The organism is Ruminococcus sp. RTP21484sp1_RTP21281st1_A8_RTP21281_210402 (assembly GCF_040914025.1).
In the GTDB taxonomy this organism is placed as follows: Bacteria; Bacillota; Clostridia; order Lachnospirales; family Lachnospiraceae; genus Blautia_A; species Blautia_A faecis.
Genome location: NZ_JBCPGE010000014.1, coordinates 22,099 through 40,607, shown reverse-complemented (window position 1 = coordinate 40,607; position 18,509 = coordinate 22,099). Strand labels below are relative to the sequence as shown.

Annotated in this window: 16 protein-coding genes and 1 tRNA gene; 11 read left to right on the top strand and 6 right to left on the bottom strand. The window is 40.3% G+C overall.

From position 1 onward, the window contains the following. Nucleotides 1-132 precede the first annotated feature (132 nt). The 10 genes from AB5170_RS08640 (at nucleotide 133) to AB5170_RS08595 (ending at nucleotide 11,401) form a co-directional block, all read left to right on the top strand. A complete protein-coding gene (locus AB5170_RS08640) occupies nucleotides 133-1,005 on the top strand; it encodes a DUF3881 family protein (RefSeq protein WP_173718483.1) in 873 nt (290 codons plus the stop codon). A 220-nt stretch (nucleotides 1,006-1,225) separates the two neighbouring features. Beyond that, a complete protein-coding gene (locus tag AB5170_RS08635; RefSeq protein ID WP_148463065.1) occupies nucleotides 1,226-1,993 on the top strand; it encodes a transporter substrate-binding domain-containing protein in 768 nt (255 codons plus the stop codon). Between the two features lie 326 nt (nucleotides 1,994-2,319). Then, nucleotides 2,320-2,973 (top strand): amino acid ABC transporter permease, encoded by a 654-nt coding sequence (locus AB5170_RS08630; protein WP_148463066.1) that lies wholly within the window; start codon nucleotides 2,320-2,322, stop codon nucleotides 2,971-2,973. A gap of 12 nt (nucleotides 2,974-2,985) precedes the next feature. Then, the gene (locus AB5170_RS08625; protein WP_148463067.1) at nucleotides 2,986-3,711 is read left to right on the top strand and encodes an amino acid ABC transporter ATP-binding protein; all 726 of its coding nucleotides are present in this window, start codon (nucleotides 2,986-2,988) and stop codon (nucleotides 3,709-3,711) included. A gap of 187 nt (nucleotides 3,712-3,898) precedes the next feature. Next, nucleotides 3,899-4,993, top strand: a complete 1,095-nt coding sequence (locus tag AB5170_RS08620) for an alanine/ornithine racemase family PLP-dependent enzyme (protein WP_173769914.1) — start codon at nucleotides 3,899-3,901, stop codon at nucleotides 4,991-4,993. A 134-nt stretch (nucleotides 4,994-5,127) separates the two neighbouring features. Further along, the gene (locus AB5170_RS08615; RefSeq protein WP_148463069.1) at nucleotides 5,128-5,733 is read left to right on the top strand and encodes an AAA family ATPase; all 606 of its coding nucleotides are present in this window, start codon (nucleotides 5,128-5,130) and stop codon (nucleotides 5,731-5,733) included. Nucleotides 5,734-5,736: 3 nt separating this feature from the next. Continuing rightward, nucleotides 5,737-6,924, top strand: coding sequence for a YgeY family selenium metabolism-linked hydrolase (locus AB5170_RS08610; protein ID WP_368361700.1), 1,188 nt, complete (start codon nucleotides 5,737-5,739; stop codon nucleotides 6,922-6,924). A gap of 184 nt (nucleotides 6,925-7,108) precedes the next feature. Further along, a complete protein-coding gene (locus AB5170_RS08605) occupies nucleotides 7,109-8,725 on the top strand; it encodes an FMN-binding protein (protein ID WP_173769912.1) in 1,617 nt (538 codons plus the stop codon). A gap of 190 nt (nucleotides 8,726-8,915) precedes the next feature. Then, the gene (locus tag AB5170_RS08600) at nucleotides 8,916-9,950 is read left to right on the top strand and encodes an ABC transporter substrate-binding protein (RefSeq protein WP_368361699.1); all 1,035 of its coding nucleotides are present in this window, start codon (nucleotides 8,916-8,918) and stop codon (nucleotides 9,948-9,950) included. Next, on the top strand, nucleotides 9,947-11,401 hold the full coding sequence (locus tag AB5170_RS08595; RefSeq protein ID WP_368361698.1) for a GGDEF domain-containing protein: 1,455 nt from the start codon (nucleotides 9,947-9,949) through the stop codon (nucleotides 11,399-11,401). Before AB5170_RS08600 ends, AB5170_RS08595 begins: the two co-directional genes overlap by 4 nt. 210 nt (nucleotides 11,402-11,611) lie before the next feature. On the opposite strand, the gene AB5170_RS08590 is transcribed toward AB5170_RS08595, so the two are convergent. Both AB5170_RS08590 and AB5170_RS08585 read right to left on the bottom strand, forming a co-directional pair. Then, a complete protein-coding gene (locus AB5170_RS08590) occupies nucleotides 11,612-13,570 on the bottom strand; it encodes an alkyl/aryl-sulfatase (protein WP_368361697.1) in 1,959 nt (652 codons plus the stop codon). Between the two features lie 204 nt (nucleotides 13,571-13,774). Beyond that, on the bottom strand, nucleotides 13,775-14,566 hold the full coding sequence (locus tag AB5170_RS08585; protein ID WP_204454338.1) for a LytTR family transcriptional regulator DNA-binding domain-containing protein: 792 nt from the start codon (nucleotides 14,564-14,566) through the stop codon (nucleotides 13,775-13,777). A gap of 749 nt (nucleotides 14,567-15,315) precedes the next feature. Here AB5170_RS08585 and AB5170_RS08580 point away from each other — a divergent pair. Then, a tRNA-Arg gene (locus AB5170_RS08580) sits at nucleotides 15,316-15,392 on the top strand. A gap of 231 nt (nucleotides 15,393-15,623) precedes the next feature. Here AB5170_RS08580 and AB5170_RS08575 read toward each other — a convergent pair. The 4 genes from AB5170_RS08575 to AB5170_RS08560 all read right to left on the bottom strand — a co-directional run bounded on the left by AB5170_RS08575 (nucleotide 15,624) and on the right by AB5170_RS08560 (nucleotide 18,481). Further along, the gene (locus AB5170_RS08575; protein WP_195413310.1) at nucleotides 15,624-17,090 is read right to left on the bottom strand and encodes a tyrosine recombinase XerC; all 1,467 of its coding nucleotides are present in this window, start codon (nucleotides 17,088-17,090) and stop codon (nucleotides 15,624-15,626) included. Between the two features lie 21 nt (nucleotides 17,091-17,111). Next, complete coding sequence (locus tag AB5170_RS08570; RefSeq protein WP_330609770.1) at nucleotides 17,112-17,312, bottom strand: helix-turn-helix domain-containing protein; 201 nt, start codon at nucleotides 17,310-17,312, stop codon at nucleotides 17,112-17,114. A gap of 503 nt (nucleotides 17,313-17,815) precedes the next feature. Further along, on the bottom strand, nucleotides 17,816-18,004 hold the full coding sequence (locus AB5170_RS08565; protein ID WP_005334926.1) for a helix-turn-helix domain-containing protein: 189 nt from the start codon (nucleotides 18,002-18,004) through the stop codon (nucleotides 17,816-17,818). A gap of 57 nt (nucleotides 18,005-18,061) precedes the next feature. Then, nucleotides 18,062-18,481, bottom strand: coding sequence for a sigma factor-like helix-turn-helix DNA-binding protein (locus AB5170_RS08560; protein WP_195413308.1), 420 nt, complete (start codon nucleotides 18,479-18,481; stop codon nucleotides 18,062-18,064). Nucleotides 18,482-18,509: the final 28 nt, after the last annotated feature.

Genomic DNA, 18,509 nt, shown 5'->3' with positions numbered 1-18,509 from the left:
AATACCGAAAATGGGACTTTGATCTGAAAATAGTAATAGTCAAAAGTAAGGTATCAGATGATCCGGAGAATATCTGAATATCTGAAAAATTGTTTGATTTGCAATAAGACTGCTTAACAGGGAGGTGATAATGTGCATAGTTATTTAAGAACTGTTGGCTTTTCAAAGGTAAAGTCACGTAAAGAAATGCAGGAAATCATTCAGGATGTGATAAATACTTACGATGAGAAAATTGCAGTGGAGAATCATCCAGATGGAGTTTTTGTACAATATTCCAAGAATTATGGCTGTGACTGTGGAATAACAGTCTGTGGACAGTATGATGAAGACAATGAGTTTCACGTAGAATATTCATTTCCGTTTTTTCGCGGCACAGGAATCACCTCTCAGGAGAGTGTAGTCGTGGAGAGACACGCAGAAAAAGAGTCTTACGCAGGGGCGTGTGATGACATGCGCCTTGGCGTGACTTTGATCTTTTATCTTCAGAATCCTGCAGAATATATGCTGGAGAAGTATAAGGGGAATATGCGTGAAGGACAGCCACTGACGATTACAGGACTGGCAAGAGAAGGGAAGATCCTTTTTCCGGTTCAGAAAGATAAAGAAGCTGTAAAAGTAGAGCGGGAGCTGACAAAAAACCGCAATAATCTGATCGCGGCTGCCAGAAATGGTGATGAAGAAGCTATGGAAGACCTTACAATGGAAGATATGGATATGTATTCCATGATTTCCGAGCGTATTGTCACAGATGATGTGCTGACAATTGTGGATACCTGTTTTATGCCTCATGGAATTGAATGTGACCAGTATAGTGTGATGGGCGAAATCGTGGATTTTGTGAATTTTAAGAACATTCTCACTGGTGAGAAACTGTGCCAGATGACCATCGAGTGCAATGATATCCAGTTCGATGTGTGTATAAACTGTGCGGATCTGCTAGGAGAACCGGCTGTGGGACGCAGATTTAAGGGGCTGATTTGGCTGCAGGGGCAGCTGCATTTTTAGACGAATCTTTAGATTCGTATTCATAGACTAATTTAAGTTAAGTTATAAAACACAATCTCAAAGTTAATAAAAAAGCTCTTGACAACTTCGAAAAAAGCTCCTATAATGCAGAACTATCAAAAAGCAAACGAAACTACAAAGGCGTAGAACACTTCAATGTGTCTGCGCCTTTTTTGTTTCCAGGCTTAAAAACAATTTTTTTACGAGGAGGAAATCAACTATGAAAAAATTCAAAACAATTTCAATGGGACTGGTACTTACAATGGGACTGATGACTGGCCTTGGTGCAACTCAGGTATTTGCAGATGATGAGAAAGTTTACAAGATCGCATGTGACCAGGCATATGCTCCATTTTCCATTCAGCAGGATGATGGAAGTTATAAAGGAATTGATGTAGAACTTCTGGCTGCAATTGCAGAGGAAGAGGGATTCGAATATGAGTTGACTCCTATGGATTTCTCAGGTATCATCCCGGCACTGGTTTCAGGAACAATTGATGGTTCTATTGCAGGAATGAATATCACAGATGAGAGAAAAGAGAGCGTTGATTTCTCTGATGGATATTATGAATCTGGTTCTGCACTGGTTGTAAATAAGGATGATGATTCCATTTCTGATTTTGATGATCTTAAGGGAAAAGTTGCAGCATGCAAGGAAGGAACTACCGGTCAGCTGTGGTGTGAAGATCATGCTGATGAATACGGATTTGAGACAACTGTTTATCCGGATTCTGTAAGTATGATGATGGCAGTTGCAAACAAACAGGCTGATTTCCTTATCGAGGATTATCCGGTAATCAGCTATCAGATCAAGATTGGTGAGCAGGAAGATCTGAAAGTTGCCATTGACGCAATCGAGGAAGCACCTCAGAATGGATTTGCTGTAAAGAAAGGCGAGAATGCTGATCTTCTTAAAATGTTTAACGAAGGACTTCAGAAAATCAGAGATAACGGCAAATATGATGAGATTATTGCTGAATATGAATAAAAAAGACAGACAGAAAGCTGCATAATAAAGCAATATTAAAGTCAACGGAAAATATATTTTTACTCATAACTGTAAGGTGTTGAAATGTTATGAGCAGAAGAAATAATCATTGAAAAGTAAAACTGAATCGTAAAAAGGCATTCAAGGGAGAACGCATATAAAAAGCGTTCTCCCTTGCACTTTTTACAGGAAAACAAACTTATTGAAAAATGGATGCTGTTTGCAGGTAATGTTGCGGAAAATATTTGGGCTAAATGGAGCAAACAGCAATAAAAGGAACTTTTTAAAGGGAAACAAAAAGAAATCCGATAATAAAGAGGTACAATATGGCAGATTATTTTTCTAATTTTGTTGAATACTTTCCACGGCTGATGGAAGGTCTGAAACTGACAATTATAATAGCGATTTTTGGTATTCTCCTGGCGGTGGCGCTTGGTATTATACTTTGTATTTTTTCTATCAGCAATAGTCGTATCTTACAGAAGATTGCCAGTGTGTATATCACAATTATAAGAGGTATTCCGCTTATGATTCTGGCGCTTTTTTTGTATTTTGGCGTAATTAAAAACTCCCTGACCCTGGTGCTGGCTGCAATTATTATTTTGGGAATTAATGCTTCTGCATATATGGCAGAAATTTTCCGGGCAGGTATTCAGGCCATTGATTATGGTCAGATGGAAGCAGCGAGAAGTCTTGGTTTAAGCTATTTTCAGACTATGAGAAAAATTGTTCTTCCACAGGCGGTAAAAATTATGATCCCGTCTCTTATGAACCAGTTTATCAGCAGCCTGAAAGATACTGCAATTCTTTCCGCAATCAGTGTTAATGAGTTGACAATGACTGCCAAAACCATTATTGCAAGAAACTACAAAGCCTTTGAATTATATTCCTATGCCGCAATCATTTATATTGTATTGATTACAGCTCTTACATGGCTTTCCAAGAAAGTAGAGCGCAGACTCAGCTATGATAAACGTTAGGAGAAATGAATTATGGCAATTATCGAGGTAAAACATTTACATAAAGTATTTGGAGATCTGGAAGTTCTGAAGGACATCTCCTTTAATGTAGAAGAGGGCGAAGTGATTTGCCTGATCGGACCGTCCGGTTCCGGAAAATCCACCCTGCTCAGATGCCTGAACAAACTGGAAGAGAAGCAGGATGGCGATATTGTGATTCTTGGAGAAAATATTTCCGAGATTAAGAAAATCAATCAGTTCCGTGAAAATATTGGAATGGTATTTCAGCATTTTAATCTTTTTCCAAACTATACTGTGCTGCAGAATATGACTTTGGCACCAACTATGCTGAAAAAAATGTCAAAAGCGGAGGCTGTAAAAAAGGCAGAACAGCTTCTGGACAGAGTTGGATTGCTGGATAAAAAGGACGTGTATCCTGTAACCTTATCAGGTGGTCAGAAACAGCGTGTGGCAATTGCCCGTGCGCTTGCAATGAACCCGAAGATTATGCTGTTTGATGAGCCTACCAGTGCATTGGATCCGGAGATGGTTGGAGAAGTTCTGGACGTTATGAAAGAGCTTGCCAGAGAAGGTATGACTATGGTTGTAGTTACACATGAAATGGGATTTGCAAGAGATGTTGCGGACAGAATCATTTTTATGGATGACGGTTACATTGTAGAAGAGGAAAAACCGGAAGAAATGTTTGCACATCCGAAGACGGAAAGATGCAGAAACTTCCTTGCAAGTGTGCTGTAAATTGAAAACGAGTATCTATGCTCAGTCAATATTGTTATGAAAGCTGGCAGCTATGCACCCATAGTGTGTTTTTATCTGCCGGCCTCATTTGCAATCTGTGGCATTAAATAAGCAAAAAAACTGCAGTGGACAGGACGGCAGAAGAGTTTGGGCCACTCATATCATCTAATAAGGAGCGTGGTCAAAGTTGTATCCATGCATACATATCAATCTGGATAAAATTGCAGAGAATGTAAGAGTCATGAAAGATCTGACTGAAAAACATCATATAGAAATAACTGGTGTAACCAAAGTTTTTGGTGGCGAGGAAAGGATTGCTCAGACTCTGGTGAATCAGGGGATAAAAAGGCTGGGAGATTCCAGAATTGAAAATATCAGAAATTATGAAAATCTGCCTTGTGAAAAGTGGCTGATCCGTATGCCATCCATATCTGAGGCGAGAGAAGTGGTGCAGTTCTGTGATGTGTCGGTAAACTCTGAGTTTGAGACACTGAAAGCACTTAACCAACAGGCCATACAGTTGAAAAAGAAACACAAAGTAATTCTGATGGTGGATCTGGGAGATCTGCGGGAAGGCTATTTTAAAGAAGAACATCTGGCAGAAGCGATAAACTATGCAAAGCAGGCAAAGGGGTTGGATTTGTATGGACTTGGTACAAATTTGACCTGTTTTTCTTTTGTACAGTCTGATGAGGAAAAAATGAACCGGCTTCTTGGTCTGGCAAAGAAATACGATGCATCTGTATGTATCAGTGGTGGCAATTCTGCGACTATTCACCTGATGCTGGAAAATGGGATTCCGGAAGGAATCAATAACCTTCGTCTTGGTGAGTCTGTGCTGTTTGGCAGAGAACGGACAAACTATGAGTATTTGCCGGGAACCAGCAACGACGCATTTATCATGGAAGCTGAGATCATTGAATCTAAAGAAAAGCCGTCTATGCCGATCGGAAAGATTGGTGCGGACAGTTATGGTCATGTGCCTGTTTTTACAGACAGGGGAATTCGAAAGAGAGCCATCTGTGCCCTTGGCAGACAGGATGTTGACGTAGAAACCATGTGGCCGGTAGATGAAGGCGTGGAAATCATCGGAGCCAGTAGCGATCATCTGATTGTGGATGTAACGGACTGCGAGAAAGAATTTAAGACTGGAGACAGGATTTGCTTTCGTTTAGGTTACTTTGCTGTAATGCGTGCTTTTACCAGCAAATATGTGGAAAAGATATATGAAAAACAGGAGATAGAAAAGGAAAAAAACGAGAGCTTGTATAAGGTATCATAAGAATTACTGTTTGCAAGTAATGTTTCACGTGGCACTTTTTGTAAGCAAACAGAAAAGCGAAAATATAATTTATGCAAAATGAAAACAGTAGTTCGTAGAATTTTGAGAAAAACATAAAATCCAGGAGGAAAATCATGGGAAAGCATTTTGTACTGACTATCAGCCGTGAATTCGGTGCAGAAGGTCATGAAATAGGAAAAGTACTTTCAGAACGTCTGGGAGTAAAGCTCTATGATAAAGAACTGCTTGCCAGGGCAGCTGCAAAATCAGGAGTGGATGTTAATTCTGTGTGTGGATATGACGAAAACGTGGAACGGCGTTTTATGGATCCTTATCTTGGAAACGGACGCATTAATTCTGCACAGGAGGATAAGCTTTTTCATCAGGAAGCACAGATCATGAGAGACCTGTATGCAAAGGAATCCTGTATCATCATAGGCAGGTTATCAGATTATGTACTTCACGATGAGCCGGATGTACTGAGTGTGTTTATTTATGCTCCGGAGAGCTTTCGTATTGACAACATTATGAAGAAGCACCACATTTCTGCCAAAGAAGCCAAAAAGCTGGTGCGGAAAATGGATGCGGCGCGGGACAATTATTACCGTTTTTACTCCATGGGAAAATGGAGCCATAAGAAAAAGAAGGATCTTACTATAAACAGAGAGACTTTTGGAATCGAAGGCTGTGTAAAAATTCTGGAGGCAATGATCCGTACGAAAACGGACGAGGAGGAGTAATAGATCATGAGTGAAAAATGGGACGAAAAAGTAATTGAGCTGGCCAAAAGTCTGATAAACTGTCAGAGCTATTCAGGACACGAGGATAAAGCGGCGGAAGCTTTAAAGGCGTATATGAAAGAGGCCGGTGTTTTCGATGAGATAGAAACTGACTGCTACGGAAATGTGATCGGTCATATTAAAGGAAAAAATCCTGGTTCGAAAGTCCTGTTTGATGGACATATAGACACGGTTCCAGTTGGAAATTTAAAGGATTGGAAACATGATCCATTTCATGCAGTTGTTGAAGATGGAAAGCTTTATGGCAGAGGAGCTGCTGATATGAACGGTGCGGTAGCTGCATTTACAGTTGCTGCGCATAGATATGCGGTGGAAAATGGGAAAAATTTTGCCGGAGATGTATATGTGGCAGGTGTTGTGCATGAAGAATGCTTCGAAGGTGTTGCCGCGCGAAAAATAAGTGCGAAAGTGAAACCGGATTATGTGGTAATTGGTGAAGCATCTGAAATGAATTTAAAAGTAGGACAGCGTGGCCGTGCAGAAATTGTGGTTGAGACCTTTGGTGTCCCGGCACATTCAGCAAACCCGGAAAAGGGCGTAAATGCAGTATATAAAATGTGTGAGGCCATTCAGGCTATCCGCGAGATCGAGCCGCCTGTCCAGGATAAACTGGGAAAAGGAATCCTGGAGCTGACAGACGTAAAATCTTCCCCATATCCAGGAGCCTCCGTTGTTCCGGAATACTGCCGTGCAACCTATGACCGCAGACTTCTGGTAGGTGAAACCAAGGAAAGCGTGCTTCAGCCAATCATTGAAAAAATGGAAGAGCTGAAGAAAAAGGATCCGCAGTTTTCCTATAAAGTTTCTTATGCAGTGGGAAAAGAGGAATGCTACACCGGAGAAAAAATCCAGGGAGAACGCTTTTTCCCAGGCTGGCTGTTTGGCGCAGAAGAGGAGTGGGTGGCAAAAATAAAATCCGAACTGGAAAAAGAGGGTTTTTCTCCAGAGGTAACTACCTACAATTTCTGTACAAATGGAAGTCATTATGCAGGAGAAGCTGGCATCCGTACTATTGGAATGGGACCTGCAAGGGAAAATCTGGCGCATACCATTGATGAATATGCGGAGGTGGAAGATCTGACAAATGTATTCAGATGTTATGTGGGGATTATGAAGGCGTTGTTGGGATGATGTATAGCTTTCGGTAAAGTGAAGAAATAATGTGAAAATGATAGAAAAGGCATTCTTTTTTGAGTATACTATTACTTGGAAGGGAGTGCTTTTTTATGATTATTGATAGGCTTTCGGTGTTTGTGAAATGGAAATTTTGGAAGCAGTTGAAAAAAGATAGCCTACAAAAAGAAGCAGCTAAAAAATGAAAAATAGAAAGAACAACTGGATAAAAATAGTTATCCAACTACTGTCGTTTATCTTAATCCCAGAACTGTTCGTAACAGGATTTACAGCTATTGGAGATATCTTTTCCCAGATCTATGCTGGAAGTATTTCCTGGGAGAGTGTCAGGTATTCGGTGTATGTACTAATCGCGACAGTGCCAGGAAGTGTACTGGTGGGGAGATTTTTTTGCGGATTTTTCTGCAGCTTTGGAGCTGTGCAGGATTTCTTGTGGTTTGCAGCGCGGAAGCTGGGAAAAGGCAGCTGGAGGCGGAACAGAAATCCAGAAATATACAAGAAAGCTGACAGAGTTCTGAAACTGGCAAAATATGGAGTACTTGTTTATTTTGTAATATTTATATGGAGTGGTGTTTTGACCTGGAAAAAGCAAGGTCCGTGGGAAATATTTGGCCAGTATATTGTGCCTGGACATTGGCCGGGAGTGAAGCCTTTGTGCTCGGTGGGGGGAATTTTACTCTTGGTGATTTTGACAGGATCAGTGTTGGTAAAGAGATTCTTTTGCAGATATTTCTGTCCAATGGGAGCGGTGTATGCACTGATTTCCAGAGGTGCATTTTTGAAAATCGAAAAGCTCGGACGAGAATGCAGTGCCTGTTCTTTGTGTACTGCGAAATGCAGCATGGGAATTGATTTTACGAAAAAGGAACAAGTTACAGGTGGAGAGTGCATTGCGTGCCAGCAGTGCATTAGCTGGTGCCCGAAAGGAAATGTGCATTTTGGAATTAAATATGGAATGGTGATCGGAGTATTGCTCACGTGTGTGATGATTGGGGCTTCCCAGCTCCTTACGGCGAGAAGCTATACGAAGGATAGAAATATAGCAGGCGGTGTTGTTGAAGGTTTCAGATATAAAGACGGTACTTATACTGGAACAGGTGAGGGCTATCGTGGAGCGATACGTGTCACTGTAAGTGTGGCGGACGGAAAAATAATCAGTCTTACACTGGATAGTTATGAGGATGACAAGTCTTATATGGAAAAAGCGAAAGCTGAAATCTTTTCTGCAATAATCGGACAGCAGAATACGAATGCAGATACCGTATCCGGTGCTACATATAGTAGTAAGGGGCTGATTCAGGCTGTACAGAATGCTTTGAAGGAGGCAGGAACTTCAGAGACTGCGGAGAATGGTTCTGATGATAAAGCTGCGGACAAGGCTGAATTTATTTCTGCAGGCCGCTTCCGGAACCTTGTCGATGGCGTATATACAGGATCTGCCGATGCTTTTCGTGGTGATGTAGAAGTTCAGGTTACTGTGGAAAATCAGCAGGTAACGGATATTTCCATCTTCTCATACTGTGACACAGAAGAATATTTTTTTAAAGCTGCGCCAGTTGTAATTGAAGAGATGAAAGAGGAACAAAGTCTGAACATTGATGCTGTCAGCGGAGCCACATACAGCAGCAACGGAATTATTCATGCTGTGGCAAATGCATTGGAGATTCCCGAAGATCAATATGCCGAACGTCCTGGCCGGAATCTGGCTGCCAAGAAGAAAAGCCATGGACATATTGTAAAACATGTAATAGAAAACCAGGAAGAGTATGAAAAGAAGGTTAAGGAGTATGAAAAATAGATAACAGAAATCAGAAACGGAGGATGCAGACTGGGAATCGTGAAGAATAGACATTGACAGCCCTTATACATCAGGCATATAATATATCAGATATACACAAAAAATATATGCAAAAATGTAAAATATCTGGTAACTATTCAATATCTGCGCTGCAAGCGTTACAATTTGGAGTATAAGTACTGGGGAAAAAATGAGACGAACGAAAGCATATCGGTTGATTTTTGTGGGAGTGGCATCTGTTCTGCTGGGAGGCTGCTCGGGGAGTTCGAAGGCAAACATGGAGGAGGCAGCAGAGCAGCCCGCTGTGGTGGACTATACCTGTATTTCCAATCCGGAAAGCGATAAGCAAATATATGTTATTCTGAAAAATTATCATGGTGCTTACTGGGAGAAAGTAATAGATGGTATAACAGAAGCTGCAAAAAAACTGGATGAAGCGGTTTATCTTGGCGGAATTGATAACGAAACTGACATTTCCGGCCAGATTGACCTGATGAACCAGGCTATGGAGCAAGGCGCTGACGGAATCCTGCTGGCTCCGGCAGATTCCAATTCACTGGCAGACGGCTGTCAGAAGGTACGGGAAAAGGATATTCCGGTAGTACTTATTGATTCTTCTATTAACAGCAGCGAATTTGACGCCTGTTACATGACAGATAATATAGATGCCGGAGAAATGGCAGCGAAAGAAATGCTGGAGTTGCTGTATGATGCAGGAAATTCACCCACAGACCCACTGGAAGTGGGAATCCAGTTGTCATCGGATAGTTCACAGGCAATGGTAAATCGTGTTTCCGGATTCTTGAATTTCTGGGCGGGTAATGCACCGGAGCAGTGGGAAATCGTTCAGGATATAAGAGTTAATGGCGGTGATACGAAAAAGGCACAATCGGATGCTTCTGCATTATTGAGAGAAAATGCAGATATAAAGGGCTTTTTCGGCTGTAATAACACATCTACTGTCGGCATCGTAAATACTCTTTTTGAAGAAGAAAGAACAGATGTGGTGCTGGTTGGTTTTGACCTGGCGGACGAAACGAAACAGATGCTTCAGAATCCGGAGTATCATGCAGTGACTGTGCTGCAGAAACAGGATCAGATGGGATATCTGGGAATGCTTTCCCTGAATTCTCTTATAAAGGGAGAAAAATCAGAGCAGAAGTATTTTGATACCGGAGTCATTATGGTTGATTCTGATTACCTTATGGAGAATGCTGTCTCATGAAAGATCGAAGAAAAAATAAAAGAAAAAGAAAAGTCCTGCTGACTTTGTATCTGGCAGTCTGCCTCGTCATTATCGTGGCGGCATACTTTCACCTGAGCAGAATTGCGCGGAATTTCAATACAGAGCATCTGGAGCTGATCACAGGCCTGTACGCGGAAAAGATGAATGATTCTATGGAATATCTTCAGAACTATGTACAGGAAGATATAAAGATGATCCGGTCTATGGAAAATGCCCAACCGGAGGAAATCCTGGAACAGCTGGAGAAAAATCTTGACAAGACTGTTTTCGGTGATATTGGTTTTATTATGAATGATGGCGAAATTTATGGCAGCAGCAGCTGCGCTGTTTCCGATATCAAAAAGAAGAAGCTGGATGAGGCGGCGCTGGCTTCGGATACGTCTTTTAACTCGGATCCTTACCAGTCCAGCAGAACTGGAAATATGACCATGACCGTTTTTGTGCCAGTAGGGGATACTTCACTGGTTCATACACTTTATGTGTCGATTATGATTGAAAATCTCAGACAGTTGGGTGAGTATGAGCTGCTTCAGGGCAAGATCAGTATTCACCTGTTAAAGGCCGATTCAGAAAATTTTATTACCTGTGTCAGTGACAATTCCGGCCCGTCTGGCAGTTGGAACAATCTTTTACTTCAGCAGAAGTATTTCCAGTATGATGCAGGTTATTCCTACAACCAGTGGATAAAGGACATGCGTTCCGGAAAGAAGGATGGGAGATTTTCCGCTATTATCAGAGGAGAGGAATCTACAATTTCCTATAGGAGTATTTCTGTTATGCCAGGCTGGTATGTGATCGTTGAATTGACAAATAAGAATATTTCTGATATTACTCAGCAGTTTTCCGCCTGGGGCGGAGTATATGGAAGTATTCTGGTAGGCTTCACAATGCTGTACATGCTGACCATTGTGCTGTTGGAGAAAAAAGATAAGAAAATGTACATGGGATTGTCTACTACAGATTCTCTTACCGGAATTCTGAACCGCAGAGCTTTTCAGATTGCCGTGGAAGAAGAATTGCGTAAAAAAACGCCAGGCATCTTCATCTTTATTGATGTAGATAATTTTAAAATTTATAATGATACTTACGGTCATAATAATGGAGACTTCTGCCTGAAGCATTTTGCGAAAACTATGAAAAGCTGTTTCCCGGAGGATAGCATAATCGGCAGGTATGGCGGTGATGAATTTGTGGTTTACCTGAAGAATCTTACAGGGGAAATGGCGCAGACTTATATGGAAAAGTTTCAGAGGATGATTTCCCAGCTTACACTGTCTACAGGAGAGGCTGTAGAGCTTTCAGCCAGCGCAGGCGGAGCTGCATTCCCGGAACAGGGAGAAGACGTTATGTCTCTTTGTAAAAGCGCAGATATGGCTTTGTATAAGGTGAAACAGAATGGGAAAGCTGATTTTAAAATGAAAGGAATGTAAATGAAAGGATCCCTGCAAGGACGAGGCTTGTTAGCCTTCTACCTTGCGAGGGATCCTTTTTTACTTGATAAATGCATCCTGTGGAAATATTAATTCACGTTTGCCGGATCACTCTCTGTAATGGCTGGTGCCGTCCAGGTGTCCAGTGAATCCACATCCTACACGATTGGTATAGTTATTTACGAAAACATGTTTTTCTACATAAAAATTTTATGGCTCGATAATATTAAAATATTTATACTCTGAGGTAACCGTAACTGCATCCATCAATCGTGTCAGGCAGGTCTCATCACCCTCCTGCTGGATCAAAGCTGCAACATTTTCCGCGTTTTTCTGAATAATAGACAGCAGTCCGGCACGTTTGGTAGTCCATGTCACATCAGCATCCGCATCCTGTGTATCTTTCTGATAAAGAAGTACACCATTTTTCACGCGGAGTACATAATTACCTTCCGGCAATATAAGATTTGCTGTAAACGTCAGATCCGGAACCTTCGTTGTATCTACAAGAATTCCCAGATAATCCAAAATCATTTCAGGTGTCATATGTAAAATAACATCACCGTTACCATTGCCTCGCGTTGCATCATCGGTATTTGTACCATTTCGCAGCTCCTGTGCCGCACAAAGGTAAGCACTGCGCCATGGACCGGATTCTGCCTGATACCCCAATTGTTCTAATGCATCTGCACAAAGATAACGTGCATCCATATTTTCCGGATCAGCAAAAACCAGCGTATTGGTAATCTGGGCAACCCACTGATATTCTCCCTTTGCAAAATCTTCTTTTGCTTTTTCAAGAACCGCATCTGTGTCACCGAAATATTCTACCAGCTTTTGTGCATAATCCGATGGTGTAAGTTCAGCAAGATGGACAGGATTACCGTCATACCATCCCATGTATTTCTCATATACTGCCTTCGAATTATGAGAAACTGTGCCATAATACTGACGGGTATACCAGACTTTCTCCAACTCCTTGGGAAGCTGGATCATATTAGCAATCTCTGTCTCCGTATAACCTTCATTAATGTAAAGCAATGTCTGGTCGTTAATAAACTTATACACAGCTGCAGTATTGGTCATATATTCCTGAATAATATCCTTTCCCCAATGTGGCCAGTTATGAGACTGGAATACTACATCTGCCTGATCACCATAAAGTGCCAGAGATTCCATAATGTACTCTGCCCATGCGTTTCCGTCACGTACCTGGGCTCCGCGGAGTGTATACAGGTTGTGGAGCGTTCCAGTACAGTTTTCAGCCATCCACAAAGCATTTTTCGATCCAATCCAAAAGTTCATCTCTGCCGGTGCTTCAGTACCCGGAGTAAGCTGAAATTCAATTTCCACTCCATCAATAGTATGCTTCTCACCGGTTTGTGTGATTTCAAGTGTAGGAGAAATATAACTTGTGCTGCCCCTGGACTGCCCCATACCAATACCAATAGCAAGAGCTCCTGTTTCACTGGTCTCAAGCATTGTTCCATACTGATAGCTTGCTCTGCGCCCCATAGCAGTACCTGCATAAATATTCTCGCTGACAGCATGCTTCTCAAAGCCCTCCGGTGCAATTACCTGCACATCACCGGATTGTACATCTTCTTCCGAAATAATTCCCCTGACTCCACCGAAATGATCAATATGGGAATGACTATAAATTACTGCCTTTACAGGAAAAGTACCAAGGTTCTCTTCTACCAGGGAAAAAGCCGCTGCCGCACATTCCATGCTCATCAGTGGATCTACTACAATCCATCCCGTATCGCCTTTTATGAAAGTGATATTTGACATATCATAGCCACGCACCTGATAGATTCCATCGGTTACTTCAAAAAGACCATAAATATGATTCAGCTGTGTATCTCTCCAAAGACTTGGATTCGCTGTATCCGGAGCATCCTGATCCAGAAAAGCATATGCTGTCTGACTCCATACAAGTTTCCCATTCTCATCATAAATATCCAGAGTATCCGGAGAAGCAATAAGACCCTTTGTAGCATTTTCAAATTCCGCAGTATCCTCGAAATCCAGCAATGCATAAACTTCCTGATTTGCATCAATGGTATACTGGGTGGCTGGTTTGCTTTCTGCTGTTAATTCTGATGCGGCAATTACGGTGAAACTGCCACAGGTAGTCATGGAAAGTGTCAATGCAGCGGTAATCAAAGCAACTGTTTTTTTCTTTTCATGATACGGTTCCCCCCTTATCCTGCAAAAAATTTAGATATTCTCTGCTGAAAATCTTAATTAATTGCAAAAATGATATCTAATAGAAATATAGCATGAATATATCAGGGGAACAATCGAATTATAGCGAAACAATTTTTTTGTTGCGGTAAATTAACCTGATAAGCGGTAAAACGACATTTTTTATTTAGAAGAATTACTTTTCATGGAAACTTCAACCAATCTGACCAGATAATTTTCTTCACTTATAGATTTCATTTTGTCTGCATTAAACAAAATGCATCCGCAGTGTCCTGGAAATGTAGGAAAACATATAATTTTCAGATTCGTATCTATTTCAGGACTATAATCCATGATTTCCAGTGTTTCACCATACAAGGTGGCACGTTCATAAACCTGAAGCCATTTCGCATCCATATTGGAAAAAAGACTGGAAAAGGAATTTCCGATCATCTTGTCTAAGGGCAGCTTTTCCAGAGTAGCCAACGCTTCATTTCCATATCGGAAGATCCAGTCCACTGCCTTTTTTTCTTCATTGAATACCATTTCTATATCTGTAAATGCAAAAGGAAGAGCATCACATATTTTATAATATTTGCAATATTCCTCTGCTGTCAGCGGCAGCTTTTTTTTACTGATTTTTGCGATCAGAAGCTCCTGCTTTTTCTGCCGTTCTTCTCTGAGCATCCTTTTTTTGCGTTTTGTATAGCAAATCTTCTCACCATTAGACAGTAAAATCATGTCTTGAATATCACTGATTGCAGACACAGCTACCATACAGCCGCGTTTTACCTCCATAAATTCTTCATTCAATTGTTTCTTTAATTCTTTCAGTGTCATTCGGCAGCGATAAATGTTTCCATCAAACATATGAATCCTGCAATGATCATCTGACATGATTACATAGAGAATGTCTGCATATCGGATCGCGATCTTCGTGCGATTGAAGGTTACTGTAATGAATTCCTGTTGCATGGCTGAAGTCTCCTTCTGGTAATTAAAAATCTATTTGAAAAATATAACTTTTACTATTCTAGCACTGTGCCAAAGCTCTTACAAGTATACAGATGCCAACCGTATAGTGCATCAATTTATATTTCAGAAGTGGTAACTGCTTCGTGATGCACATCTTGTAGAAAGCTTTTTTCAAACATGCTCTAACGAACAGTAACCATTGTAAGGGCGGAACAGAAGAAAAGTCTTGTAATTTGTGTGTAATTATAGTACAATTGAAGCTACAGATTTGTCCTGTTAGTTTAATGGATAGAACAAGTGCCTCCTAAGCGGCAGATGGTTCGATTCCTTTGAGCCTTGAAAATTGCATAAAACTTATAAATGTCTCAGTAGCTCAGTTGGATAGAGCACACGCCTCCTAAGCGGTGACCAGAGTTATCGCCTCGGTGTATAACAGAAAAATGAATTTAAGTTCGATTCTGTTATGTGATGTCACAATTAAGAGGACATGCGTTTTTGGAAAAGGCGATAGCTTCATACCAAAAAATTTCATCATATAAGATTGATTCAGCTGACGTAAGTCAGTTTTAAATCATAAAATCCAATGCCGTTGAAATGGCTGAAAACCTTGATTTTAAGCCAAAAATCCGGTATTTGTCCTGTTAGTTTAATGGATAGAACAAGTGCCTCCTAAGGGTCAGGTGGAGCAATCCCCTTTCGGAAGCGATTTATGAAATAAATTTGAAAATTGCTCAATTACAATTAAATACGTCTCAGTACCTCAGTAGGATAGAGGGTTCGCCTCCTAAGCGAAACGTCGCAGGTTCGATTCCTGTCTGGGACGCCAGCAAACAACGCTGAAAGCCTTGATTTATCGAGGTTTTCAGCTTCTTTTGTTTTTGGCTTATAACCTGTCGGATAAGAACATATTCAATTTATATTTTGCAATTTCTTTTGATTTTCAGAATTTGTAATTCGATATTTTTATGACTGTTTGAGTAGAAGAGTTTGCTAACACTTTTTTTATTTTGAAAAAATATCAGCAGATTTTTGAAGATTTGCTAACACTTTTGAAAAATTACTTTGAAGCTGATTGATTCAAAAGCATTGCTTTCATCTCCGGCGTAAGTGATTTTAAAAGCTGTAAAAGCTCCATATCACTGTCTGATAAGCCGTTGTTTTCTGGCTGAACTTCCTCATTTTGTGGTTGCATTTCTGAATCATGGTTTAGAGTGGAATAAAATTGTTCGTCCATCTTTTGAGCATTGTAACGTCTATCTTCGTCTATGATTTCTGAATAAACGTCTGTAACCATTTCTGCTTCTGCATGACCTGTATCGCCTTGTACCGATTTTACATCGCCGTTGGTCATTTTCAATTTGTATCCTGTGGATAAATGACGCAGACTGTGGAAAACAACTTGTTCATAGCCATTTTGTTCGCATAACTTTTGAAATCTGTCTCTCACAATTCTACTCTCAACGGGATTTCCATTTTCCAAAGCTATAACAAGGTTGTAATTGTTATAAGCGTCTCCTAGAAATTCCTGTAATTCCTTTTGGTCTTTTTGATATTGCACCAGTAATTCTGCAACCGTCTTTGGCAACCATACGGTACGATTACTTGTTTCTGTCTTTGGTGTTTTTAATACAAGCCTTGTTGTGCAATGCGGTTTCTGTGTCGGAAAAATCTTGATAATATCTTTTTCCTTTAATTTCTGCATAGCTTGTGCATTTACTCTGGAAAGCTCTTTATTGATGATTACCCTTGCGTTATTCGTTGCAATGGATTGTTCATCAATAACTACATCTTCCCATGTAAGACCTGTAATTTCTCCAATACGCATTGAGCAGGAAAACGCCAAATGCATACAGATGGTTAATAAATCGTCGTCTGACTGCTGAATTGCTTCACGGAATGTATCTACACTCCATACTTTTCTTTTTACCTTAGGAACTTTAGGAAGCGTTGCTAATGAAGCAGGGTTACGCTTGTTGGTATCAATATATTCCCAACGGATTGCTTGATTTAATGCACAGCGTATAATGTCGTGTATTTTCTTGATATTGGCAGGTTGTACGCAACGTCCAGTAGCTTTTCTGTTAGCTCTGGGTACTTCTGGAACACTCAATAAATCGTTGTAGTAGGCAGATAATTTCTTTGTGGTAATCTCATTTAACTTCCAATCCCCGATAAGTGGATTGATGTAATTTTCGATAGTACCGACTTTGCTACTAAATGTACTAGGCGACCATTTTGACGTACCATAGAGATTGACAAATATTTTTAAGAAGTCACGAAGCGTAATATCTTCATCGGTACTATCAAGTTCTTTTTTCGATTCATCAATCTGGCGTGCAAACTGTTCCTCTAAAGGAACAATCACATAACCATATTTTTCTTGATAATACTCAACAAATGCTTTTCTCTGCTTTGCCTCTTTCTTTGTCTCTAACGTATCCCATTTCTGTTTACGTTCTCCTGCATTGTCCAAATACCAGTAAATAACGGAAAATGTTGATTTTCTTTTTTTGATTGAAGCCATAATATATTCTCTCCTTAACAGTTAATTTTGATTTAACCATTTATCGAAAGAATCTTTAGATACCCGTATGGCTCTACCAGCACGAACATAAGCGAACTGTCCACTTTTAACCAATGCGTAAGCCACTTTTTTACTCACACATAATTGTTCTGCAATTTCCTCTACTGTATATGTCTTTTTCTCCTTTTTGGGAGTTTCTATATTTGATGTATCACTTATCACGAGTAATAATAACTCCTTTCCGTGTGATAACAGCAAAATACATACGTTTAACAAGGTCATTATAGCATATCAATAACTCTTGCGGATATGTTTTTTGCCGTTGCTAACACTTTTGCTAATACTTTTTATATGCAGACAAATGGCTTTGGCAAGCTCCACTGGTATCTCAACCATTCCCATTCCTGTGGGCTGAACCGTGTCATACGGGTGTATCATTATCCTGTGTTGCAGGTCATGGCAGAACGACTTTTCCAACGGTCGCTCCCAGATCATTGCATGAATCGCTATCTCCCGATTGGAAAAGTCACGGCGTACAATCTCTGATGGCTCACTGCAAGCACAAACGTATCTGTCTGCATTATTCAGTTGTCAAAGAACTATTAGGCTCTTGTCAGCCTGTACCAATCTGTTTTGATAAATAGACTGATACAGAATGGCAAACTAAGAAGTAAGCGGAACAGGAAAGAGGGAAGTGTTTATATGAAGCGTTCCGCAGATATTACTTATTCGATTTTTATGTCAAATTCTAATATCATTTTCATAATGGCTTCTCTGATACGACCTTTTAACTCCATATCCACAGCGATATATACATTTCCATATTCATCATATAATGGGCGAATACAGCTTTTTGATATATACGGGTCATAGAAATCTAAGATTTTATCAATGGAAATTTTGTCGCCGTCCATAGCCGATGAAATCACATAAAATGATGGCTTCTTATACGAACGTTTTTGTTTCAAATACTAATTTTCCTCCTCTAATGACTTTTTCATTTGTTTTAATGCATAGTGTCGGTTTTGAAATACACCACTTCGGGATATATTCTGCAATTTTGCAATTTCCGTATCACTCATATCCAAGAAATAGTACATAAGTACATTTTCACGGTAACGGTCAGATAATTGTTTAATGACTTTTGCCAGCTCATCGTCATATACATAAATGTCATGTCCACATATATTGAAAGTAGTGTAATCCGTTTTATATGTATCCCATACAGCAACTTTATCTATGATAATGTCGGGAAGCTCACAAAAGGGGATAGCTTCTGCTTGATTCTTTTTCAACTCTTTGTAGTAATCTTTTACAACTCCGAAAACAGTTTTTTTTAAACAACTATCAAAACGACACATTACAGTTTTCTGGAAGTCAGATGGTTTCACATTCTCACCTCCTCCCTGTGCTGTTTTG